Genomic DNA, 23,058 nt, shown 5'->3' with positions numbered 1-23,058 from the left:
ATGCACGACAAGAAAAAAATTAAAAGTGGTTTTATTTGGAGTGCATTAGATAGTTTAGGCACACAAGCAATAGCTTTAGCTACAAGCTTAGTTCTGGCTAATATCTTAGGTCCAGCAGTATTTGGTTTAATTGCCATGCTAGCGATATTTATTGCGGTTGCTAATGTGTTTATTAATAGCGGGTTCAACGCTGCATTGATACGAAAGACAGACAGAGATGAGTCTGATTTTGCGACTACTTTCTATTTCAGTCTTGGTGTATCCATAGGCTGTTACCTATTACTATTTTTCTGCGCCCCTTATATTGCCCAATTCTATCAGCAGCCAGAGCTAACTACACTAACCAGAGTTATTGCACTTGTTGTCGTGATTAATACTTTTTCGGCAATTCCCATTGTCAAACTCAGTGTAAGCTTAAACTTTAAAACGCAAGCTAAGTGCAATTTCATTGCACTTACTTGTAGCAGTCTATTAGCATTGGCTTTGGCTTATTTTGATCATGGTGTATGGGCATTAGTGGCTCAACAACTAGCATTAGCAATCATCAATGTATTGATGCTAAATATTTTGGTGCCATGGAGGCCTAAGCGCAAGTTTTCTAAAGAATCCTTTAAAAACCTATTTGGTTTTGGTTCAAAGCTACTTTTATCTGGCCTGTTAGATACTATTTACAATAATATTTATAGCCTAATTATCGGTAAGCAGTTTACAGCCGTTCAGCTTGGTTTATTCAATCAAGCGAATAGATTGTCTAGCTTACCTGCGGTTACTTTGACAGGGGTAATTCAAAAAGTTACTTTTCCTATGTTAAGTGCGATACAACACGATACGAAGAAACTTGATGCATCCTACTTATTAACTTTGCAATTTGCTGCAGTAGTCATATTCCCTGTTATGTTTGGTTTATGCATTATTGCCAAGCCGTTGATTGAAATCTTATTAGGGCAAGAATGGCAGGGTACTGCAGAGCTCGTCAGTATCATTACAATGGCGTTAGTGCTTTATCCAATTCATGCTATTAATTTAAACATGTTACAAGTGAAGGGACGTTCTGACCTCTTCTTAAAATTAGAAATAATTAAGAAGATAACGATTACCTTAATACTTGTTGTGACGGTACCTATGGGTATTAAAGCAATGTGTATAGGTATGGTTGTCAGCTCTTACTTGGCATTGTTTATCAATACTTACTACACAGGTAAGCTTTCGAGCTTAACGGCTTATAAGCAGCTGATAGCCTTGCTTCCGATTGCGCTTATTACCGCTTTTTCGGCCTTTTTAGGATACAGCGTTGGTATGAACTTCAGCAGCAATATTATTCAAATTATCACTATGTTAGGTGTTGCTCTAGGAAGTTATATTCTAATTCTAATTCTGATGCAGCGATCATTGCTTATTGCCTTAAAAAACACATTAAAAAATTAACCCTATATGGAGTCATTATAAATGATTGCCTTAAACAACCCTGTTAAACCTAACTTAAAAAAGCTCCAAAAATTACTCGAAAAAATAAATGATAATAGTTGGTTCACTAATTTTGGGCCTATGCATAAAGAATTAACTGAAAAGTTAGAGGATTATTTATGTGTAGAAAACCTTTTACTGACAAATAATGGTACGTCAGCACTTCAAATCGCAGGTAGGGCACTTAACAGCCACTCTCTAATCTCAACACCATTTAGCTTTGTAGCTACTGTTAGCGCTTTTAAATGGCAGAAAGATGAAGTGGCATTTGCGGATATTGACTCAAGTAGTTTAAATATTTGCCCAGATGCAATTAAAGCTGCTTATGAACAAGGCTGTAAAGCTGATACTTTAGTTGCTACACATGTGTATGGAAACCCCTGTGATGTTCTTAAATTAAAAGATCTTGGCGAACAAAAAGACTTTAAAATTATTTATGATGCCGCGCATGCTTTTGGTGTGAAAATCAATGAACAATCAATTTTAAAGTATGGGGATGCGAGTACATTGAGTTTTCATGCAACCAAAGTTTTTCATACGGTTGAAGGTGGAGCTGTTATTTTTAAAGATAAAGACAGTTATGAAAGAGCTGAGCGACTCATTAATTTTGGTTCTAACCCAAGTGATTCGAACCATGTTGGCATAAATGCAAAAATGAATGAGTATCAAGCAGCTGTTGGTTTGGTTAACCTTGAAGAAATAGATGATGTGCTTGATCATAGAGCTGAATTATTTCATGCATATAGACAAGGTTTAAAGGATGTAGTTAAGTTACCTACTTGGCACCCAGAAGCAAATGCCAATGGTGCTTATATGCCAATCTTGTTAGACAGTGAGAAACAGCTAAAGAAAGTGACTCAAGCATTAGAAGAAAATAACATTCAAAGCCGCAATTACTTTGCTCCTTCATTAGACCGAATCTTTGTAGATGAACACAATTACGGAACGTCCAATAGCTTAAAAGCATCAGAAAGTATCTTGTGCTTGCCTTTACATGCGCATTTAAAACTACACGATATTACAACCGTTATCGAAAATGTAAAAAAAGGATTGTAGAAAATATGGCTTTTTATACACAAATTGAATTAGAAGCTTTGGGATTCAAGCATGTAGGTAAGAATGTCAAATTGTCAAAATTAGCATCTATTTACAATGCGGCAAACATAGAAATTGGCGATAACAGTAGAATCGACGACTTCTGCGTTTTATCAGCGGGAAAAGAGGGGATTAGCATAGGCAAGTACGTGCATATTGCTGTTTATACGTCATTGATAGGTGCAGGAAGAATTACGATGGAAGACTATACATGTCTATCATCAAGATGTTCAGTCTACTCTAGTAATGATGACTATTCAGGCGAATATATGACGAACCCAACGGTTCCAAGTCAATATACCAATGTAAGTCATGCACCGGTTACAATCAAAAAGCATAGTTTAATTGGAGCTGGAAGCATTATTTTGCCAGGGGTGATAATTGAAGAGTGCGTTGCAGTTGGTTCTCTATCTTTGGTCAATAAATCTCTTGAGGCTGGTTTTGTATATGCAGGGCAACCCGCTAAAAAAATCAAGCAACGCAGCAGAAATTGTGAAACGCTGGAAAATGAATTATGTTCGAAAAACTAGTCGCACCTTGCGAGGAAGAGGTTACTAAACACTGGTTATATGCTGACCAAGTTTTCACTTCGATTATTTGCACAACATTTAATCAAGAAAGCTATATCCGCGATACAATAGAAGGATTTCTAGCTCAAGTTACAGAGTATCGGTTTGAGATTATTATTCACGATGATCTCTCTACTGATAACACGCGGGCTATCATCCAAGAGTACCAGCAAAAATACCCATCAATAATTAAACTCATACTACAAGATGTAAATCAGTTTTCGATCAACATTAACTTGCCTTTCAAACATTCGTTAGCAATTGCGCAAGGAGAATATGTTGCCCTTTGTGAAGGGGATGACTTTTGGGTGGATCGTTGTAAGTTGCAGAGGCAGATTCTGGAACTTAAAAAACATAGCGATCTGAACCTATGTGTACACAATGCATACATTATAAACTCTGAAGAGGAGCCACACTCTTCATATCAGTTTCCTACACGAAAAGAAGCTACTCATATCATTGATTATGCTGAAATATACAAAGTACACTCACAGTTTTGCCCAACAGCATCAATGTTTATAAGAAAAAGTGTCTTGGATAACTTACCTAGTTTTTTTTATGATGCGCCAATCGGAGACTTTTTCTTGGAGGCTTTCTCTGGGATTAATGGGATTGTTTATCTACATGAAAAAATGAGTGTCTACAGACGTGAAAGTCAGAACTCCTGGTCTTCTGAAACAGTAAATAATACCGTGAAATTAAAAAAGCATAACTTACGCATGATAGAGTCTCTAGATAAACTAGAGCGTTACCTTGAGCCTGAATATTCTCGTAATGTAAAAATAAGAAAACAATACATATTTGGCCAATTATGTACTCAAAGCGTGTTGCAAAATAAATATTTAGAGTCAGTGAAATACTTTAATAAATATCGTGCACAAGGCGCAGCTTTTAAATCACTGTTAAGTTTACTGTATCGTTGTTCTAAAACGCTATTTATGAGACGTGCATTTTAGATATTACAGCTTCAACAAAAACTAACCTGCAGCGAAAAGGCTACTTAGTATCTATTAAGTAGCCTGAAAATGACATTATATTTATTATTAGGGCTTAGAGCTTATTTTTAGGGGGAGAGCTTTTAATCTTATTGCTACAAAAACGCTACTTGCAAATAGGGAATTTTGTCGACACTGCGCACTTCAAAGGAGTTTAAAAAGTAAGTGAAGTTTAATTTGATAAATAAGAATATTTATAGAGGAAAAAGTGGGGCGACTGATGGGGCTTGAACCCACGACAACCGGAATCACAATCCGGGGCTCTACCAACTGAGCTACAGCCGCCACTGAGATACACCTCGATTGGTGTGGCGCGCATATTACATAATTAATATCACCTTGTGAAGTCCTAAATAGAAAAAACTATAAAAAAGTTTCTTTGCTCGGAAAATTCAGAAATGGCTATTTAGTCAGTTGGTGTTCAGTTTTGCGGATTAGACTCTCGGCTTCTGCAATAGAGCAATCACTCATTTTTTAATCTGTCTGTAATTTAATGATTTTTTAATCAAAGATCATATATAATTTGTACAGCGTTATGCTAAAAATGAACTTCAGGAGAGAACATGGATACTATAATGAACTGGATCAATGAGAATTCAGGTTTAATCATACATTACGCCATTCAGGGTGTGTTGGCGCTAATTATTTTCCTTATCGGTGGCCGTATCGCAAAATTTTGTGAAGGGTTAACTGAAAAAGCTTTCGACAAGAAAAAAGTCGATAAAGCGGTAGGTTCATTTGTAGCAAGCATTGTGTATGCGATCGTATTTGCTGCAACAATCCTAATGGCACTTTCGCAATTAGGTATTGAAACAACATCATTCATCGCTATTTTAGGTGCGGCTGGTTTAGCGGTTGGTTTAGCACTACAAGGTTCATTATCTAACTTCGCATCAGGTGTACTGATCATTTTACTTCGTCCTTTCAAATCAGGTGACTACGTTGAAGCAGGTGGTAAAGCGGGTACAGTTAAAAAGATTGAGATCTTCTCTACAGAGTTACGCACGCCTGATAACAAAGTGATTATCATGCCAAACTCAAAAATCATGGGCGATGCCATTATTAACTACTCACGCGAATCAACACGTCGTATCGATCTAGTGATTGGTGTTGGCTATGATGCAGATCTAAAAGAAGCAAAAGCAGTGCTAAAATCAGTGCTTGATAAAGAAGAACGTTTACTTAAAGACCCTGCTTATACAGTTGCTGTGTCTGAACTTGCTGATTCAAGTGTTAATTTTGTTGTGCGTCCATGGGTCAACTCGTCTGATTACTGGCCAACGTACTTTGATCTAGTAGAAAACATTAAGATCGCATTAGATGATGCAGACATCACTATCCCATTCCCGCAAATGGATGTTCATTTGCATAAAGAAGACGCAAGCGTCAAATAAAAAGCAGTAAAGGTTATTTTTTAATGAAATTAAAAGCTTTATCAATTCTAGTTGCAGCCTCAGCTGCAACTAGCGCATTCGCAGCTGACGAAACGAAAACGTGGGATGTAACCAGCGAATTGGGTGCAATTATCACTAGCGGTAATACTGAAACAACCACATTAAAAGGCGGTATAAAGGTATTACACAATCTTGAAAGCTGGAATAACGAATATAAACTTGACGGTCTTTATAAAGAAGATGAAGTTGAGAATGATGCGGGCGAAAAAGAAACGCAGCGTACTAATGAAAAGTACTCATTCTCTGCGCAAGGTAACTATAAATTAAACGAAAAGCACTCACACTTATTCATCTACGGCTCGCACGTATCTGATTATTTTGGTGCATATCGTAACGAAACAGTTATCTCAGCAGGTTACGGTTTACGTTTAATCGACCGTTCAGACATGTGGCTGAACGCTGAAATTGGTCCAGGTTATAAATACTTCCAATACCCTGATGACAGCACTGAAATGGATGACAACGGTAATTCACTTGCCGGTGAGCGCGAAGGTGAAGTCATTGCGTTAGGTAAAGTTGATTACAACTGGCAAATTTCAGAAAGCGCACGTTTTACTCAGCTTGTATCTGTGGAATACGGTGATACAAATACCAAAACACGCTCTGAATCAGCTATTTTGGCGAAAATCAACGGCTCTCTACAAATGAAAGTGGCGTATAACATCACTCATAACTCAGATGTAGCAGACGACAAAGAAAATACCGACACAGAAACATCATTAACGTTAGTTTATAGTTTCTAAGCGCTTTAATTTAAGATTGAATGGGTAAACTTGTTTACCCATTTTTTTTGCTTAAAAAATGATGTAGTATGCGGCGGTTAATCTTTATTTTCTTAGAAGGGAAACTTTGTGAAGTTTTTTAGGCTTGTAATCGCTCTTTTTATATCGCTTTTATTTATAACAGAAGCGCACTCCGTCACTCCGACCAAGCAGCAAATTGAACAATTTAAAAAGCTACCTAAATCACAGCAAGAAGCTATAGCAAAGAAATATGGCTTGGATATAAGCATGCTGGATTCTACCAACAAGGATGGCGAATCGCTTGACGATGAGAATAACAGCTCAGTGATGCCAAGAGATTTATTCGGTGAGAAAAAAGATAATAAAGAAGAACTCACGGATGAAGAAAAATTCAAGCCTCAACCTGATGAACTTAAGCCTTTTGGTTATGAGTTGTTTTCAGGAGAGCCTACAACATTCGCGCCAACAGAGAGCGCACTGGTACCAGACACCTATATTGTAGGTTCTGGTGACACATTAACGGTTAACCTATTTGGTAAAGAAGCATCAACTGAAGAGGCAACGATTGACCGTGAAGGGCGCTTAACGGTTGGTTCGCTTAAGCCTGTGACTGTCGCAGGTATGCAGTATGCTGATGTAGTTCAGTTAATTAAAGCAAAAGTTCAGCAAGAAATGATTGGTGCAGAAGCATTTGTATCAATGGGTAAAACACGCTCTATTCGAATCATGGTGTTAGGTGAATCTTATAAACCAGGCGCTTACACGGTTCCTTCACTTGCTTCGATTACCCATGCTCTGTTTGTTAGTGGTGGTATTTCAGAAATTGGTTCGTTACGTAACATACAGCTAAAAAGAGCGGGCAAAACGGTCACTACTCTTGACTTATACAACCTACTTATTAAAGGTGATAGCAGTAACGATGTAATCTTAAAGCCTGGCGATGTGGTATTTATTCCGCCTGTAGGTATGCAAGTAACGGTTGATGGTGAAGTACGTCGTCCTGCTATTTTTGAATTAAAAGAAGGCGAGTCTAGTCAAGATCTTATTGCCATGGCAGGTGGTTTTAGTGCCGCTGCGTTCCCTCAAAAATCAGTAGTAGAACGTTATACAGGTCATAGCTCAAAAACTGTATTGCAATTAAACCTATTCGACAAAAACGCCTATACACCAAAAAATGGTGACACGGTAAAAGTGCCTTCATCAAGCCAAGAGCTAGACGATGCGGTGACTCTAATTGGTGCAGTTTCTCATCCTGGTAACTATTCATGGCATGAAGGTAAAACGGTTAGCCAGTTATTTAACTCGCTTAAATCTGATTTACTGCCAATTGCGGATTACGATTACTCACTCATTGTACGTGAAATTAATGTTCGTGGTGATATTGAAGTCCATCAGTTTTCTCTTTTAGATGCAGTAAATGGTAAGCAAGATTTAGAGCTTAAGCCGCGTGATATCGTTGTGGTATTTAGCCGTTTTCAATCAATTGAAAGTGAAGAAAATGCTTTAAACACAATGGCACTTACTAAAGAGCAGTTAAAGCAGCAAGAAAAAATCAGATTATGGGATGAATATGAAGAGCGTAAGTTTTATGAGTTCATCGATTTAGGCTCGTCATTCGATAAAGACTTAGCACTCAGTGTCGCTGAAGAAGAAGAGGAAGAAGTTTTATCAATTACAGAAATGCTCACAAACAAAGATGAGTTAGAAGATGATGAGTATGCTGTATTTAGCCGTAAGAAATTACTAAAACCAATTTTAGCCAAGTTAAATCAACAAGCAACTAAAGACAGTGGCTTGCAGATTATTGGTGTGCGTGGTGAAGTATTTTACGAAGGTGTGTATCCGATGCCTGTTAATGCGGACGTACATGATGCGATTGCAGCTGCTGGTGGCTTAAAAGAGTCTGCTTTTTTACAAAATGCTGAGGTAACGCGATTCGCAGAAAACTCAGACTTACAGCATATTAGTATTGATTTATCGACCTTAAATACAAAACAAGGCACAGAGCATTTTGCTTTAGAAAGTAAAGATACAATCAATGTTTACCCAATTCCTAATTGGCAGCAAGACAGAAAAATTAATATTCTTGGCGAAGTTAAATTCCCAGGGATTTACAGCATTGCAAAAGGTGAAAGCTTATCGAGCGTAATCAAGCGTGCTGGTGGCTTTACTGATTTTTCTTTCCCTGAAGGGGCGGTATTTACCCGTGAAGCAATCAGACTACAACAACAGCAGCAATTAAATAAAATATCAGAAGACCTACGTCGTGATATTGCGTCTAAAAGTTTCAATAACTCAATTACTGATGCATCACTTTCTTATCAAGATATGGACAGCTTGATTAAAGACTTAGCTAAAGTGAAAGCGGTTGGCCGACTGGTTATCGATTTACCAGCCATTGCCAGCGGTAAACGTGATTTACAAGTTGAAGACAGCGATGTGTTGTATGTTCCTTCAAAACGTAACAGTGTTGATGTTGTTGGTGAAGTAAACTTCTCAGGTTCGCATTTATATCAAAATGAACTGAGTTTAGATGATTACCTAACACGCAGTGGTGGATTAAAACCGCGTGCTGATGAAGACCGCATCTACATTATAAAAGCCAGTGGCCTAGTAGAAGTACCAAACCGAGGTTCTTGGTTTGCGGTTAATAACGAATTTGAGCTATCACCTGGGGATACAATTGTTGTACCTCTTGATACCGATTACATTGATAACTTAACTCTTTGGAGTTCAGCAACACAAATTATGTATCAAATGGGTGTAGCGGTTGCCGCAATTAGCTCATTAGGTAACTAGACTATTTGATGAAAGCTTATGTAATCAAATTACTTAAACGTGTAATAGAGCAACTTCAAGTTGCTCTATTACCTTTATGCAGTAAATCCCCAATACTGTCTGGCTTGTATTTTACTTTTTTCTCGCGAGATTTTTTTTACGAGCACCAAGCAATACTTAAAGCTCGTCTTGCATATAACAATCAACAAGGCATGCATGGTAAATCAAGTGCCTTATTAAGACGCAATATACACCGCTTAGAAAAGGGGCTCATAATGCAGCCTAGGCGTAGTGTATTTGCACTCGATTATTTAACAGAGACATTAACGGCTTACCAACTTGCAGTAACCCAATCAAATGTAGAACAGTCAGAATTGCAATGGGCAACGGATGTTCTCAGCGAGTATTTTTCTGTTGTAGATAAACAGCATTTAACTATCGCAAAAAATTATGCTGTATTTCAGCAGCTATCTACGGCATATAGCGGTTTGAAAAAGCCGTACGCTTACCAACAAAAAGAGCCACACCAAGTTAGCTATGAGCAGTTTTTAGCGTTAACCAAGTTTCGTACCTCTGTACGTTGGTTTGAGCAAAAGCAAGTTGAGCTAGAAAAAATTGAAAAAGCACTCGCTGCTGCACTGCAAGCGCCGAGCGCGTGTAATAGGCAGCCTTTCGAATTTTATTCTATTACAGAACAACCTTTGCTTAATAAACTGGCTAACTTACCAGGTGGGACGGCAGGGTTCGCAGACAATATTCCACATTTGATCGCCGTCGTTGGAGATTTATCGTATTATCCATTTTCGCGAGATCGGCATGTGATATATATAGATGGCTCGCTTGCATCCATGCAGTTTATGCTAGCACTTGAAACTTTAGGGTTGAGTAGTTGTCCTATCAACTGGCCTGAACTTATCACTTTAGATAAACGAGTCGCTAAGTTACTTGACTTACCGCAGTACAAGCGAGTTGTGATGTTCATTGCTGTAGGCTATCCCGCCAATTCAGGAATGATACCTTATTCAGATAAAAAGCAAGCGAAAGATATTTTAAAGCAGCTTTAATGCTTGAAAATTCGTTATATCGACAGCTATTTTCCTGCTTGATATACTCAAGCAAATTTAAATTTAAGGAGTTTTCATGAAAAAAAATAAAGGTTTCAGTTTAATGGAACTAATGATAGTGCTTATCATTCTTGGGCTATTAGGTTCTTTGGTTGCTCCTAAATTATTCTCAAAAGTAAGCTCATCGAAAATTAAAACTGCGGTTGCACAAATGCAGATGTTTGAAACAGCTATCGACACATATCGTTTAGATATGGGCACCGTGCCACCAACATTACAAGCATTACGTAGAAGCGAATCGGCAAGTTGGGATGGTCCTTACCTACCAAAAGACATTCCGCTAGACCCGTGGGGCAAAGAATATATTTATAAAGTACCGGGTGAAAACGGTGCACCTTATACCATTATGAGTTATGGCCTAGATGGACAACCTGGTGGTGAAGGTGAAAACGAGGATGTGATTCATAAATGATCGATCTTAGCCAATTACTTGCTGAGCAATTTAAAGTATCTGCCGCTGACATAGACAAAGCAAAGTCATATCAAAGTAGATACGATGGTAGGCTAGAGCAAATTTTAGTTAATATGGGCTGTTTAACTGAAGATGATTTAGCCCCTTTGTACAGTAAGTTATTAGGCTATCCGCTGTTTTCTGTCGATGACTACCCTAATTGGCAACTTCCTGAAGGGGTTGATGTAACACTACTTCAATCGCTCAAGGAACTAGATTGCGTATTACTTGAGGCGGGTGATGTATGGACTTTGGCCTGTAAGGACCCGCTTTCGTTATCGCTGGCACAGTTTATTCAGCAGCATGATGTCGATGTCAACATACTCGTTGCAACTGAGTCACAGCTACAAACCTTTTTTTACGAGATTCAAAGTACCTCAGAAAATAATATTGAGGATGATGAACTCACCGGTGATGAAGAGGCCAGATTAAGAGAGCTTGCTTCAGAAGCACCAACAGTAAACCTGTTAAACTCATTGATCACCAAAGCGCTGGCAAGAGGCGCGTCAGATATGCACCTTGAACCGCATCAAGGGCGCTTTCGTGTGCGCTACCGAATAGACGGTGTGTTACATGAAGTGGATAAACTTGCGCCTAAAATGCAGTTACCAATCACAACGCGTCTAAAGATATTGTCAGGCATGGATATCGCAGAAAAGCGTCGTCCTCAAGATGGTAAAATAGAACTGCGTATCGCTAACCAAGAGCTTGATATACGTGTTTCCGCTTTACCGCTCAACGATGGTGAAAGTATTGTTTTACGTTTCTTATTAAAAGACTCAATTCGCTATGATATGTCGGTACTTGGTTTGTCTAATGATACACAAAATCTTATTCAGCAAGACCTACGTAAAACAACAGGGGTTATCTTACTTACGGGCCCCACGGGTTCAGGTAAAACCACAACCCTTTACACGTTCTTAAATGAACTTAACCGCCCTGATGTCAAAATTATCACGCTTGAAGACCCAGTGGAGTACCAACTAGAAGGCGTAAACCAAGTACAAGTTAATAACGATATAGGGTTTAACTTTGCTGCGGGTTTACGTTCAATAGTACGTCAAGATCCAGACATTATCATGGTCGGTGAAATACGTGACGCAGAAACCGCTCGTATCGCTTTGCAGTCAGCATTAACAGGGCACTTAGTTTTTAGTACCGTGCACACCAATGACGCAGCAAGTGCTTACACCCGTTTGCTCGATTTAGGTGTTGAAGAGTTTTTACTTAATGCGGCGCTGGTGTCTGTTGTTGCTCAGCGTTTGGCTAGGCGCCTATGTCAGCACTGTGCGACACCTTTAGAAGATACCAGCGAATTACTTGCCCAGTATCCGTTAGAACAAGTTGCTAAAAATGCCGCAATCAGTGAATTAAACATCAAGCAAGCTGTTGGCTGCGAACATTGTAATCACACCGGCTTTAAAGGCCGAATTGCGATTAACGAATATTTGCGATGCGATGACGAAATAAAACAACTGCCTAAAAATGATCAATTTATTTCTAAAGCACAAGCCCATAATGCGCAATTGAAGCGCCGTAACCTGATGCAAGATGGTTTGTATAAAGTGGTTACTGGCGTGACCACCATAGATGAAGTATTGCGGGTAGCAGGCTAATGGAATTTGAATATAAAGCCATTGATAACCAAGGGGCGCGGCATCAAGGTGTCGTCAATGCTGCCAGCCAAGCAGAGGCACAAAAAAAACTCCTCGCAGATGGTTTAAATGCATTATCTATTAAGCCTATAGCCAGTGCTTCGAGCATCAGTGGCTTATTTTCACAAAAAGTAAGCCTTGATCAGCTAGAGTTTTTTACTAGCGAGTTGGCGCTTTTGCTAGAAAGTGGCATACGTGTTGACCGCGGTATCGATATCATTAAAAAAGCAAATGGTCACCCAGCGTTAACACGGCTATTGAGTCAAATCTCGGCTTCTTTAAAAAAGGGCTCGTCACTGAGCGAAGCCTTTTCAGAGCATGAGCATTTATTTGGCCCTTTATATATCAGCTTACTGAAAATAGGTGAAACCTCGGGTAACTTACCAGAGGTGCTTAATCGCCTATCAAACGATTTGAAGTTTCAAAAAGACCTTCGCACACAAATTAGTACCGCGTTAACGTATCCAAGCGTTATCTTTTTTGTGTGTATTATGGCGGTTTACTTTGTGCTTACCTTCATTGTGCCAAAAATGTCGGGTATTTTTACCGACCTTAGCCAAGCGCCTTGGTACACACAAATGATCATCAATGTGAGTAACTTTTTTGTTGATTACCAAGTGATTATTATTGGCTCTGTGGTGGCCGCAATCATGGGATTGTCATATGGTTTAAAGCGGCCTGAGGTAAAAAACTGGTTTTACATAAAAATCTCGCGCTTACCAGGCATTGGCAGCGTAATTTTAACAGCAGAACGTATTCGCTTTTCGCAATCTATGGCGATGATGCTAGAGGCTGGCCTACAACTAGATACCACCTTAGAGCTCACTGCAAATACCTTAAAACACCCAGAGCTGAAACGCGATGCAAAACTAGCGTTAAAACAATTAAAAACCGGTAAGCAACTGAGCCAAGTGTTAGAGAAAACACGTATTTTTCCTGACTTTTTCTTATCTATTATTAAAGTGGGTGAAGAGACAGGCCGACTACCTAGAGTGTTTTCTGAGGTTGCACAGCGCAGTAAAGCCGAACTTGAAAGTGTGATCAAAAAGCTGACGACTATGCTTGAGCCCATCATGCTTATTTTTATGGGGGGCTTTGTAGGTGGCATCGTCATAACAATGTTAATGAGTATGGTCTCTATTAATGATGTTCCATTCTAAAAAAGCCGCTGGCTTCTCACTTATTGAGCTAATGGTTGTGATGGCAATCATGGCGATTGTTATGGGTTTGACCGGCGGGTTAGTCACCAAGGCGGTTGATCAACAAACGCGCCAAGTTGAATTGCAAAAAGTGAGGCAACTATTTAAACGCCTCAGTTATCAAGCTTACTACTCTGGTTTTCCTATTAATGTTCGTATGCAAGGCAGTGAGATCACGATTACAGTTAATCAGCAAGTATCAAGCATGCAATTTGAGCAATTAGTGTTTTCACCTAACGACTACCTAGTTGCGACTAACTCATTAGTGACCCCAAATAGCTATAAAATACTGCGCGCAGACACAATTCAAGAATACAAACTCGAGAGTATGTTTACCCCTTATGAAAACTAACCAAGGCTTCACCTTAATTGAAGTGCTCATAGCTGCGGTTATATTATTCTCATCGCTGGCAATAACAGCACAACTTTACAGTGCTAGCAGCTTATCTGCCGAAAAAGCAGCAAACACAGCTCAGTATTATCAAAGTGCTGAGCTTGTTATAACTAATATAAAGTCGCAGCTTAGAGAGCGTTATCAAACCACAAAACAAAAAGAGTACAGTGGTGTAACACAAGCTTTCGGTTTCGAATTTGAATGGCAGGCAACAACACAAACAATGATAACCCCGCCAATGGAAGTTGATGAAGACTTCCCGCCTGATGCTCGTTTTCCTATCTTTCTAGTTGAAGTGGAAGCACCAAAGTCTGGGCGTTCTTTTCAATTTAGGGTGGTTGCATGGTAAAGCAAAAAGGCTTTTCACTCATTGAGCTTATGATAGCCACAGCGCTGTTGTCTATGGTAATGTTTACAGGTTACTTTGCATACAGCCTATATACAGACAAATGGCAAAAGCGAGCGGACCATTTTTGGCAGCTTAACCAAAGTGCACTCGGTACAGAGGCAATTATAAGAACATTAGAAGCGGCAAGTGTGTATATTGTTCGCGATCAAAAAGAGCAATTTTCAATATTATTTGCAGGCCAGCAAACTGAAATCACACTTGTCACCAACACAGGCTTATTTTCGAATGAAACTGCGCTTATTAATATTAAAGCAATTGACCAAGATAACGGACTACAAAGCTTACTTTATAGTGAAATGCCTTTAAACAACACATTGTTGTTAAACTACCCAATAGAAGAAAACTGGCAGTACCAACATATCTTAGTAAACGACATTGCGAAGATAAATTTTCAGTTTTACGGTTGGGAAACCTTAGAAAATGCCGTTGCTGGTAACCTTGATAGTGCTGAGCTATCAATTGGAGAAACGCGTGTTAAAAGGCGTTGGTATACAGAACATAACCTCCCTAACAACAGGCTTTTACCTAATAAGTTAGCGCTGTTTTTTGAAAATGAACAACAGCAAGTTACTCATATACAAGTTGATTTGATTAACGTTTCGTACCTTGACCTCGTTAGACACTTAAGGCTGGACGTTTAATATGAAAGCTCAGACAGGTATTGCACTTATACAAGTCCTTATTATTTCCTTTATTTTGGCCTTATTAGGGATTTTTATTAATCAGTCGATACAACAACAAGTTAAAGTTACGCAGCAAATTCAAAACAAGTTTGCAATGCGTTTGGAGCTGGAAGAGGCCGAAACTCAGCTATTTTCAGCCTTATTAGCCCATAAAAAATACCCAGACACTAATAGTAATAACCAACTAGTTAAAAATTGGAACTTCTATGGTGAAGAGTTTAGATTAAGCGATTCAATATTTATAAGCTTAATGGACATGAAATCATTATTTAGTTTGAATATTTCAAGTCCTGATCTGATCAAAAATTTGTTAGTTCAACTCAATGTTGAAGAAAACACAGCACAAACCTTTGTAAGCTCATTGACTGACTGGAAAGACGAAAACGATGTAAGTCGTGTCAATGGTGCTGAGGCCAGCTTCTATAAGCAGCAAGGTAAACGTTATGTTCCCCGTAATGGTTATTTACAAAGCGTAAATGAAGCGGCTCTTATTCGAGGCGCTGAACAAATACCGAAAGAATACTTTGCACGCTATTTCTCAACAGAAATGGTGACAGGTTTTAACCCAATTAACGCACCAGAGGCTATTTTAAAAGCGATAATAAAGGATGAATCGACAGCCAATAAAGTGTTGAAACGCAGAGCAGCAGGAACACTAAGCAGTTATGACTTTTATTTGCTAACAGGCATTGAAGAAGGTGAGTTTATAAATTTTGTCACTGGCAGCAAAATAAGAGTACAATTACGTGTTGTTTTAAATGGTGCGCAGTTGAGCAAGCAATATATTTTAGATGCTACTCCACGTTCTTACATAAAACCTATGGTGTTCTCTCAAGTTAGCTGGAATAAATCGTGAAATTAAATCAACTTACAAAATCAAGATTATTAAACACGCAGCTTAAAAATACTTTAGGCTATCTCGCTAATGGGGGAATAACCCCTATTTATGAGGACTGCACTCACTTTAAGCCGTTTTTTGTAGTGGTTGCTAGAAAGCACTACAGCATCACTCGTAAAAGTTACCCTGCGCTTAACATGACAGAGCTAAAGGCATTACTGAAAATAAATCAGCAACAATACAGTGATGCAAAACCGTTAGTTGAAATAAAGCCCAACAAAGAAATTGATGGTTTTGATGTAACAACAATCGTCTTTGATCAAGAGTGTGCAGCACTTGCTACAGGAAGCAAAGTGCTGATCCCTGAAACGGCTATTCTATCTAAGCAAAGCACGGCAGAAAAACAGCTTTTTGAGCTTACTACACCCCAAGGTGTATTGTTTTTTAGTCGTTCAGGCACAACTACTCATAGTGCCTATTGTAAGGGACTCATTCAAAATATAGCGGCATATAAACACAGTATTGGTCTTGCTGATGACATAGAGCCAACAATAATTAGTCAATCCGCTTATTTTCGCTTTTTGGCTGAGCAATTTAATGCATTAGCCATTGCTGATTTAGCCAAAATAAGTGTATTTAATTACCAGCATAAAATTAAAAGTACGCAGCTACATGCCCTATACTGGGGGCCACTCATTAGTGTTACCTTGTACTTTGCTGTTATGGCTGGATGGCAGTGGTTAAGTATTAATGCCACGAAGCAAGCAATTGAAAATCAAGCTGACAATGCTAACCAGTTATTATCGCAAAAGCAGCAACTTGACGATTTGAACAATAAAGTTACCTTACTTGAAACACAGGTTAAACAAAATCCGGCCGTTTTTTCAGACTGGGATATAGTCCACAGCGCATTAAGTACAGGCATGTTAATAGACAAGTTTTCATCACGCCAAGGAGTGATCACATTAAGTGGTGAATCTAAAAGCGCGAATACGACAATCGCTGCAATTGCTAAGTTATCTCAGGTTGATAGTGCCATTTTTAAATCAGGTGTGCGCAAGTACAGAGGTTCTGAAAAGTTTGAAATTGAGATAACCTTGCATACAGAAGTACCTGCAGGAGCAAAAGCGAATGGCTGAACTTATAAAATATAAGCATTATTTAATTGTCACCGCTGCTTTAATTTTTGGTTTATATATTACCGAACCATTAATGCTAGCCTACGATGAGCTTAAACAAACGAATACGCTGAATCAAAAGCGTGAAACTAAATTAACAGCCTTACTTTCTGAGCAACAAGTACTCGCTGAGCAACTGGCGTTAGCCGAGCAAAATAAAACGAAATTACAAGCTCTTATGTTTAATAAACCCTCTGAGAGCGACTTTAAACTCACGGCTCAAACACTTTTGGAGTCAACTTTAGAGCCTGTTAATTGCTCAATAGAACGGGTTGCGTGGCGAGGCGAAACTCCAATAAGTGAAAACATTAGCCAGTGGCGACTCAATGTGCGCTTCAACGGTGATGCATTATGTGTTGTAAAGGCCACTAAAAAGCTAGAGTCATTAACGCCTTTAATACGCTTTGCAGAATATAATTTTACCAGCCGAGAGTGGAATGGAAGTACAACAAAGTCATTAACGGGTGATATTGATCTTATTATGTGGAATAACCGTCAAGTGCTCCAACCACAAGAACAGGAGCCAGCAGCATGAATTGGATAATCGCAGCCATCTCTGTTATGAGTGTCATGTTTTTTGCTGTTCCTGAATTGCTTGACTCAAGCACAGAGCAATCCAGTAATAGTACTGATATTGCAGCATTAACTATTTCTGAGTCAGCATTAAAGCAAGATTCACCGTCATTACTATTAACTCAATTGCAAAACGAAGCAGACAGCATAAAACGCCAGCAACTGGCTGAGCAAAAGCAAGCCGAGAGCAAAAATAAAAAAACAGCGGCTGAAAATGAACTCGTATTTGGCGATCAGGTTTTTCATTTATTAGGTATTTTTAACCAGCAGAACAAAGTGTTTGTGATTATAAAAAATGACCAACAGCAGTTAGTAAAAGCCACATTAGGTGATACACTGGGCGGCAATGTAAAGTTAATTGCTGTAACAAATAACACCATTACCCTTGCAAACGAAACACAAACAAAAGAATTTAAACTTTTTCAACGGCAGTCTCATGAACAATCACCTTCATAAATCAAGCGCATTACTTTTTGCTATTTTATTTTTTAGCACTGGCTGTGCTTCATTAATTGATCCGACTAGCAGTACGCGTGCAGAAAAAGTCGATGTAGCAAACTCTTTCTTAAAAGAAGATACACAGTTGCAAACAGGCGATGAAGTACCGAACGCTTCTGAACAAGACGATGAAGAAAAAAACACTTTCACGCGACTTAACCGCATTGACGAAAATGCTGGCGTAAAGCTCGAAATTGATTTGTCGCGCCAGTTTTCAAACCAAGCCAGTTATCAGGTGTCGGTTAATGAGTTACCGTTAAACGATTTTATTCACTACACCCTAGGTGAGTTATTACAGGTTTCTTATTACATTGAGCCGTCTGTTAAGTCAGCTAAAACACCTATCACGTTAGAGCTAAAAGAAAAAGTATCGGCAAAGCGTTTGTTTCAGTTGTTTCAAGAAATACTCTCACAAAATGGGGTGAATATTACCCTAAATGACGACGTGTTTTATGTGTTTCCTGAACCCAAAAAAGGCAATAAGTCAGATGTTGCTTATGGTTATGGCCGCACCCCAGAGTCTGTTCCTAATGTGTCAGGAAAAATTATTCAAGTTGTGCCGATGAAATACGGTGTGTCGGTTAGCATGCGAACAACGTTTTCAGCATTAGTGGATGCGCGTATTTCGGTTGATGAAGAGCAAAACACATTAGAGATACAAGGTAGAAGAACGCAAGTATTAAGAGCCTTATCGCTCGTTGAGCTTATAGACACGCCTGCGCTTGGTAATAAAGCAATGGCATTACTTGGTTTCAATTACATTGACTCTACAACCTTTATTGAAAAAGTGACTGAACTACTTAAGCAAGAAGGAATTGTAACAAGCTCGTCAAGAGGTAACTCAGCAACCTTGAAGTTTGTACCGCTTGAGCACCTAGGTAAAATCGTTGTGTTCGCGACTGCAAATGAAATACTCGACCGCGTTGAGTATTGGGCCAATCAGCTTGATAAACCAGCCACAGGGGCTGAACAAAGCTTTTATATTTACCATCCTAAATATGCACGGGCTTCTGACTTAGGGCAAAGCCTTGCACCATTATTAGGGGGCACTTTTAAAAGTAAGAAAACAGCTGAAAAAGCAAGTACCGATGCGCCAACACCTGATAATGCGTCCCCCAAAACGCCAGCAAATACAGTGAGTAGCATTGAAGGTGATGGTATTCGCTTGGTTGTGGATGAGCGCGCTAATGCCCTGATTTTTTACTCGACAGGGCAATATTACCAAGAGTTACAGCCTATTATTCGCCAGCTCGATATAATGCCTAAGCAAGTAATGATGGAAGTGGTGATTGCTGAGGTCAAGCTTACCGGCAGTTTTTCTAAAGGTGTGCAATATGCAATAGAAAGCGGTGAGGCCACAGGCCGTAAAGAAAGTTTTAGCTTTAATACTGATGGCGAAGGGGCTTTTAATTACTCGATTGTTGGTTTACCTGGCAATATAAGCGTGAACTTATCGCAAACAGATGGCCTTGTGAATGTGCTGTCGCGCCCAACCTTACTGGTACGTGATGGGGTTGCTGCCAATATTAGCGTGGGTGATGACATACCAACCGTTGGCAGTACCACCACTGACCCAATTAGTGGCGACCGCCAAACCACAGAAGTAGAATACCGTAAAACCGGTGTTGATTTAACGGTAACGCCAACCATTAATGCCCAAGGTACGGTGATTATGACTATTGAACAAAATATTTCGAATATATCACCAGACAGTAGTGGGGCTGGGAATAACCCGTCTATTTTTGAGCGTACCTTAAACACTGAAGTCGTGGCTGGTAACGGCCAAACAGTAATGCTGGGCGGCTTAATTAGTGAGAATAAATCAAACGGTGCTTCATCAGTGCCATTTTTTGGTGATCTACCAGTGCTTGGCCACTTATTTAGAACTGACAGCAGTAGCTCAGATAAAACTGAGTTAGTAATATTAGTCACCCCTAAAATTGTTCAAAATAAAGAAGACTGGCAACGGGTAAAAGACAGCTTTATTAAAGGCTTAGAAAACATTACCTTTTAATTGTTGTAAATCGCTAAAGTAATGTGAATAGGGCGACGATATAAATACTAAGGTGCCGTTTGGTGAGTGTTTCGCTAAACGGCCTCTCTTTTTTATTAGAGTGGTTGTAAGCTTTTTGTGTTAAAGGATGTTTTACACTTACTACCAAATAGTTAAATTTGAATTTTAGTTGTGTAATTGCTCTAATTGTGCAAAAAAAGTGCTAAATAGCTGTAAAAGTGGCAAAATTGTATAAATAATCACTTGAAAAGATGTGCCTTAAAAGATAACTTTAGATTGTTCAGTCAAAGTCAAGTTACGTAATAAAAAAGCGGTAATAAAACGACAACTGTACGTACTAAACAACATTACATAAAACTGTAATGTAGGCTTGTTATAAGGTGCGTGTTTGCTTTAAATCAAAAATGATTTAAAAATGCATGCTAGTAACAATTTTATACTTGGGTTAGTTATTCGTTATATGCAATAATCGATTGTAAATAACAGGTGAGTGTTAAGTAGGTTTGTTGTAAAAAGTATTAAAAGCTGTTTATAGCAAGCAAAATTCATATTAAAAGTAGTTTAAATTGTGAACAAAGTTGCAATTTAGCTGTAATTACTTGACATCTCTATAATAAGCCCTTAAATTTGCATTGATCTGGCAAACCTCCAGCCGGAACAATAAAAAATCTTGGTGTATTGCCTTCATTAACAATATGCCAGTTTCATGAAACTAGGAGAATGGAAATAATGAAACTATTCAAAAAAGCACTATTAGCTACGGCTATCTTTGGTGCAATGGGTGCACAAGCTGCTACAGTATCAAGCGATCCACTAAAGCTTTCTGCTGAAGGTGTTGCTGCAGGTCTTAGCGCTACTGACGTTGCTTTTGACGTTGACTTCGTAGTTAAAAAACTAACTCCAGCTGCATCAACTATCACGTTAACTTTTGACGACGCTGTTGATCTTGCTGATCTAGAAACTGCTATCGGTACATCTGCTGTTGCAGTAACTAATGACCCTGCGCTAGGTACGGGTGTTGTTAGCGACGGTACTAACACTGTTCTAACATTCAGCTACGGTACTGGTTCATTCACATTTGACCGTTTAGTTGTTGATGCTGACGCAGGTACTATTTCTTTCGAAGTAAACCTAGGTAACCCAATCACTGCTGAATCTGCATTCCGTTTAAGTGCAAGCACTTTTGCTGGTATTGATTTCTCAGGTGCTTCACAAATCGCTTACGCTTCTGAAGAATCAAGCGGCGCTGCTATCGAAACTGGTACTGGTACTCTAGCTACTACTACATCACAGTTTGATTTCGCTGTAACTGCACCTTTCGACGGTCGTATTGAGCGTGTTGCACAAACAACTTTCGCTAAAAACGGTAACAACCTAACAGTGAGCGCAGTTGATTACGATACACTTGGTTACTACCTTGTTGATAACGCTGACAACCTAGAAGCATCTCTAGTTGTTACTGCTGCAACTGTTAAGCTTGAAGGTGACTTCGACAACGGCGTAACTGGTACACCAGTACTTGGTGGCCAATTTGCTCCTGCTGCTACTTTCTCAACGTCTCAAGACAGCCTAACATTCACTGCTGTTACACCTTCTACTGATGGTGCAAAAACTGCTGGTACTTTAGTGTTTGATAACAACACTGCTCCAGTTGTTATCCCTCAAACTGGTGATATCGCTGCATCTGCTACTCTTGCAGTATCAAATGGTTCAGCTGCAACTCTTGAAATCGCTACTAACGTTGACGCTGGTGAGTGGGCTCTTGACGCACTAGTAATCAACATCCCTTACTTCCCAGTAGGTTTTGAAGGTCTTTCAACTTCTGTACACTTTGCAAACGAGTCAGCTAACGATGCAGACGTAATCGTAACTGCAATCGACCAAGCTGGTAACGAGTACGATGGTACTATCGCTGACCTAGCTGGTGATACAGTAACTAAAGTATCTCAAGTAGCTATCATGGAAGCTCTAGGTGCTCCTGCTGGTTCTAAGTTAAGCGTTACTTTCAACATCAACGCTAACGATGGCGACGTTAATGCATACGCATTCAGCAACGCTGGTACTGGTCGTCAAGCACTAGTAACTTCACAAGAAAAAGGTATCAAGTAATTAATATTACTTAATCTTTTTTGAAAAAACCCAGCTTAGGCTGGGTTTTTTATTTTTAAGCACTCTTTAGCACTTAAAAACAATCAAAAATGCCTCTCTGATTTTTTCCTATCATGCTTGCCCACAGACGCAGTTATTTATATGATGGCGACTTCGCAGTATGAGGTATAAGCCTCTAAACTACCTTAAGGATAATGACACGATGTACAAAGCACTCTTATTTACCGCTTCTTTATTGGTTTCAGGTGTGGCGGTTGCAAATGATAGCGCATGCCAATTTGATATTAAATTTTCTTCATTACCTAAAGTTAATTCACAAACGGTGAACGCCTCGCCGACGGTTAAGGTGGATATAAAGCAATACCTTGCAACTAAGGTAGTAAAAAGGACAAAGATAGCTTCAAATGTGGTATGTCAGCACTTAACGGGGCATGCTTATACTGGCTCAGAGCAAGAATGGGCGGGTTTTATTGATAACGGTATAAAGGGCTTACTACAATCAGGTGTGACTGATGTACAGTTTACGAAAGTCGGTACTAATGACGCTGTGTATAACGGTGAACTTGCCAATATTGAATATATTTTTACCGGTGATAATGGCGGTAATAAGCAAGTGATTCATAACCTTGCATTGCTAGATAAGAAAAATAACCAAGTAATTACCATTTCTGTTAGCGGTAATGAGCGTGTCAGTGATGAAATTAAAAGCGAATACACTAAACTGGTAAATTCATTTAGCCTTTAATGCTTTTTTGTAGACGATTTTAACTTTTCTAAAATCGTCTACTTCTCGCCTCTACTCTTCACCTCTACTCACCCTCACCTCTACATATGC

The 23,058-nt window shown here is 39.1% G+C and carries 21 protein-coding genes and 1 tRNA gene; 21 read left to right on the top strand and 1 reads right to left on the bottom strand.

Annotated features, from left to right (window positions below):
* The 4 genes from NYF15_RS18250 to NYF15_RS18235 are packed head-to-tail and all read left to right on the top strand — an operon-like array spanning nucleotide 1 to nucleotide 4,084.
* Nucleotides 1–1,425 carry a lipopolysaccharide biosynthesis protein gene (locus NYF15_RS18250; protein WP_237114742.1) on the top strand — a complete coding sequence of 475 codons (1,425 nt, stop codon included), beginning with the start codon at nucleotides 1–3 and terminating at the stop codon, nucleotides 1,423–1,425.
* Between the two features lie 21 nt (nucleotides 1,426–1,446).
* The gene (locus NYF15_RS18245) at nucleotides 1,447–2,520 is read left to right on the top strand and encodes a DegT/DnrJ/EryC1/StrS family aminotransferase (RefSeq protein WP_193988201.1); all 1,074 of its coding nucleotides are present in this window, start codon (nucleotides 1,447–1,449) and stop codon (nucleotides 2,518–2,520) included.
* Nucleotides 2,521–2,525: 5 nt separating this feature from the next.
* Nucleotides 2,526–3,089 (top strand): acyltransferase, encoded by a 564-nt coding sequence (locus NYF15_RS18240; RefSeq protein WP_193988202.1) that lies wholly within the window; start codon nucleotides 2,526–2,528, stop codon nucleotides 3,087–3,089.
* Nucleotides 3,074–4,084 carry a glycosyltransferase gene (locus NYF15_RS18235; protein ID WP_237114743.1) on the top strand — a complete coding sequence of 337 codons (1,011 nt, stop codon included), beginning with the start codon at nucleotides 3,074–3,076 and terminating at the stop codon, nucleotides 4,082–4,084. Before NYF15_RS18240 ends, NYF15_RS18235 begins: the two co-directional genes overlap by 16 nt.
* Nucleotides 4,085–4,332: 248 nt before the next feature.
* On the opposite strand, the gene NYF15_RS18230 is transcribed toward NYF15_RS18235, so the two are convergent.
* Nucleotides 4,333–4,408, bottom strand: a tRNA-His gene (locus tag NYF15_RS18230).
* A gap of 278 nt (nucleotides 4,409–4,686) precedes the next feature.
* On the opposite strand from NYF15_RS18230, the gene NYF15_RS18225 reads away from it, so the two are divergent.
* The 17 genes from NYF15_RS18225 (at nucleotide 4,687) to NYF15_RS18145 (ending at nucleotide 22,968) form a co-directional block, all read left to right on the top strand.
* Nucleotides 4,687–5,517, top strand: coding sequence for a mechanosensitive ion channel family protein (locus NYF15_RS18225; RefSeq protein ID WP_062567247.1), 831 nt, complete (start codon nucleotides 4,687–4,689; stop codon nucleotides 5,515–5,517).
* Between the two features lie 23 nt (nucleotides 5,518–5,540).
* Complete coding sequence (locus NYF15_RS18220; protein ID WP_130151602.1) at nucleotides 5,541–6,320, top strand: YdiY family protein; 780 nt, start codon at nucleotides 5,541–5,543, stop codon at nucleotides 6,318–6,320.
* Nucleotides 6,321–6,428: 108 nt separating this feature from the next.
* A complete protein-coding gene (locus NYF15_RS18215; RefSeq protein ID WP_237119802.1) occupies nucleotides 6,429–9,119 on the top strand; it encodes an SLBB domain-containing protein in 2,691 nt (896 codons plus the stop codon).
* 8 nt (nucleotides 9,120–9,127) lie between these two features.
* Nucleotides 9,128–10,162 (top strand): nitroreductase family protein, encoded by a 1,035-nt coding sequence (locus NYF15_RS18210; protein ID WP_130151604.1) that lies wholly within the window; start codon nucleotides 9,128–9,130, stop codon nucleotides 10,160–10,162.
* A 76-nt stretch (nucleotides 10,163–10,238) separates the two neighbouring features.
* Nucleotides 10,239–10,634, top strand: a complete 396-nt coding sequence (gspG, locus tag NYF15_RS18205; RefSeq protein WP_130151605.1) for a type II secretion system major pseudopilin GspG — start codon at nucleotides 10,239–10,241, stop codon at nucleotides 10,632–10,634.
* A complete protein-coding gene (locus NYF15_RS18200; protein ID WP_130151606.1) occupies nucleotides 10,631–12,289 on the top strand; it encodes a GspE/PulE family protein in 1,659 nt (552 codons plus the stop codon). Before gspG ends, NYF15_RS18200 begins: the two co-directional genes overlap by 4 nt.
* Nucleotides 12,289–13,488, top strand: coding sequence for a type II secretion system F family protein (locus NYF15_RS18195; RefSeq protein ID WP_237119801.1), 1,200 nt, complete (start codon nucleotides 12,289–12,291; stop codon nucleotides 13,486–13,488). The genes NYF15_RS18200 and NYF15_RS18195 overlap by 1 nt, the downstream gene beginning before the upstream one ends.
* Nucleotides 13,472–13,879, top strand: coding sequence for a type II secretion system protein (locus tag NYF15_RS18190; protein WP_130151608.1), 408 nt, complete (start codon nucleotides 13,472–13,474; stop codon nucleotides 13,877–13,879). The genes NYF15_RS18195 and NYF15_RS18190 overlap by 17 nt, the downstream gene beginning before the upstream one ends.
* On the top strand, nucleotides 13,869–14,270 hold the full coding sequence (locus tag NYF15_RS18185; RefSeq protein ID WP_193988208.1) for a PilW family protein: 402 nt from the start codon (nucleotides 13,869–13,871) through the stop codon (nucleotides 14,268–14,270). Before NYF15_RS18190 ends, NYF15_RS18185 begins: the two co-directional genes overlap by 11 nt.
* Complete coding sequence (locus NYF15_RS18180) at nucleotides 14,264–14,971, top strand: prepilin-type N-terminal cleavage/methylation domain-containing protein (protein ID WP_371354325.1); 708 nt, start codon at nucleotides 14,264–14,266, stop codon at nucleotides 14,969–14,971. The genes NYF15_RS18185 and NYF15_RS18180 overlap by 7 nt, the downstream gene beginning before the upstream one ends.
* Before the next feature lies 1 nt (nucleotide 14,972).
* Complete coding sequence (locus NYF15_RS18175; protein WP_193988209.1) at nucleotides 14,973–15,869, top strand: general secretion pathway protein GspK; 897 nt, start codon at nucleotides 14,973–14,975, stop codon at nucleotides 15,867–15,869.
* Nucleotides 15,866–16,990 carry a hypothetical protein gene (locus tag NYF15_RS18170; RefSeq protein WP_193988210.1) on the top strand — a complete coding sequence of 375 codons (1,125 nt, stop codon included), beginning with the start codon at nucleotides 15,866–15,868 and terminating at the stop codon, nucleotides 16,988–16,990. The genes NYF15_RS18175 and NYF15_RS18170 overlap by 4 nt, the downstream gene beginning before the upstream one ends.
* Nucleotides 16,983–17,564, top strand: coding sequence for a hypothetical protein (locus NYF15_RS18165; protein ID WP_371354324.1), 582 nt, complete (start codon nucleotides 16,983–16,985; stop codon nucleotides 17,562–17,564). Before NYF15_RS18170 ends, NYF15_RS18165 begins: the two co-directional genes overlap by 8 nt.
* Nucleotides 17,561–18,058, top strand: coding sequence for a hypothetical protein (locus NYF15_RS18160; protein WP_371354323.1), 498 nt, complete (start codon nucleotides 17,561–17,563; stop codon nucleotides 18,056–18,058). Before NYF15_RS18165 ends, NYF15_RS18160 begins: the two co-directional genes overlap by 4 nt.
* Nucleotides 18,039–20,114, top strand: a complete 2,076-nt coding sequence (locus NYF15_RS18155; RefSeq protein WP_371354322.1) for a secretin N-terminal domain-containing protein — start codon at nucleotides 18,039–18,041, stop codon at nucleotides 20,112–20,114. Before NYF15_RS18160 ends, NYF15_RS18155 begins: the two co-directional genes overlap by 20 nt.
* A 729-nt stretch (nucleotides 20,115–20,843) precedes the next feature.
* Entirely contained in the window at nucleotides 20,844–22,223 is a 1,380-nt protein-coding gene (locus tag NYF15_RS18150; protein WP_371354321.1) for a hypothetical protein, read from the top strand.
* A 202-nt stretch (nucleotides 22,224–22,425) separates the two neighbouring features.
* Nucleotides 22,426–22,968: a hypothetical protein gene (locus tag NYF15_RS18145; protein ID WP_371354320.1), complete on the top strand. Its 543-nt coding sequence runs from the start codon at nucleotides 22,426–22,428 to the stop codon at nucleotides 22,966–22,968.
* Nucleotides 22,969–23,058 lie beyond the last annotated feature (90 nt).

Source organism: Pseudoalteromonas sp. 68 DY56-GL68, assembly GCF_041414825.1.
Classification (GTDB): domain Bacteria; phylum Pseudomonadota; class Gammaproteobacteria; order Enterobacterales; family Alteromonadaceae; genus Pseudoalteromonas.
Note: the sequence above shows the minus strand (reverse complement) of the source record. Positions and strands in the feature narration are given on the sequence as shown.

Coding starts and splice junctions, on each gene's coding strand:
- NYF15_RS18180 (WP_371354325.1), top strand. CDS start 14,264: ATGGTAAAGCAAAAAGGCTTTTCACTCATTGAGCTTATGATAGCCACA.
- NYF15_RS18160 (WP_371354323.1), top strand. CDS start 17,561: ATGAATTGGATAATCGCAGCCATCTCTGTTATGAGTGTCATGTTTTTT.
- NYF15_RS18220 (WP_130151602.1), top strand. CDS start 5,541: ATGAAATTAAAAGCTTTATCAATTCTAGTTGCAGCCTCAGCTGCAACT.
- NYF15_RS18155 (WP_371354322.1), top strand. CDS start 18,039: ATGAACAATCACCTTCATAAATCAAGCGCATTACTTTTTGCTATTTTA.
- NYF15_RS18190 (WP_130151608.1), top strand. CDS start 13,472: ATGATGTTCCATTCTAAAAAAGCCGCTGGCTTCTCACTTATTGAGCTA.
- NYF15_RS18200 (WP_130151606.1), top strand. CDS start 10,631: ATGATCGATCTTAGCCAATTACTTGCTGAGCAATTTAAAGTATCTGCC.
- NYF15_RS18175 (WP_193988209.1), top strand. CDS start 14,973: ATGAAAGCTCAGACAGGTATTGCACTTATACAAGTCCTTATTATTTCC.
- NYF15_RS18195 (WP_237119801.1), top strand. CDS start 12,289: ATGGAATTTGAATATAAAGCCATTGATAACCAAGGGGCGCGGCATCAA.
- NYF15_RS18250 (WP_237114742.1), top strand. CDS start 1: ATGCACGACAAGAAAAAAATTAAAAGTGGTTTTATTTGGAGTGCATTA.
- NYF15_RS18150 (WP_371354321.1), top strand. CDS start 20,844: ATGAAACTATTCAAAAAAGCACTATTAGCTACGGCTATCTTTGGTGCA.
- gspG (WP_130151605.1), top strand. CDS start 10,239: ATGAAAAAAAATAAAGGTTTCAGTTTAATGGAACTAATGATAGTGCTT.
- NYF15_RS18145 (WP_371354320.1), top strand. CDS start 22,426: ATGTACAAAGCACTCTTATTTACCGCTTCTTTATTGGTTTCAGGTGTG.
- NYF15_RS18185 (WP_193988208.1), top strand. CDS start 13,869: ATGAAAACTAACCAAGGCTTCACCTTAATTGAAGTGCTCATAGCTGCG.
- NYF15_RS18210 (WP_130151604.1), top strand. CDS start 9,128: ATGAAAGCTTATGTAATCAAATTACTTAAACGTGTAATAGAGCAACTT.
- NYF15_RS18235 (WP_237114743.1), top strand. CDS start 3,074: ATGTTCGAAAAACTAGTCGCACCTTGCGAGGAAGAGGTTACTAAACAC.
- NYF15_RS18225 (WP_062567247.1), top strand. CDS start 4,687: ATGGATACTATAATGAACTGGATCAATGAGAATTCAGGTTTAATCATA.
- NYF15_RS18245 (WP_193988201.1), top strand. CDS start 1,447: ATGATTGCCTTAAACAACCCTGTTAAACCTAACTTAAAAAAGCTCCAA.
- NYF15_RS18240 (WP_193988202.1), top strand. CDS start 2,526: ATGGCTTTTTATACACAAATTGAATTAGAAGCTTTGGGATTCAAGCAT.
- NYF15_RS18165 (WP_371354324.1), top strand. CDS start 16,983: ATGGCTGAACTTATAAAATATAAGCATTATTTAATTGTCACCGCTGCT.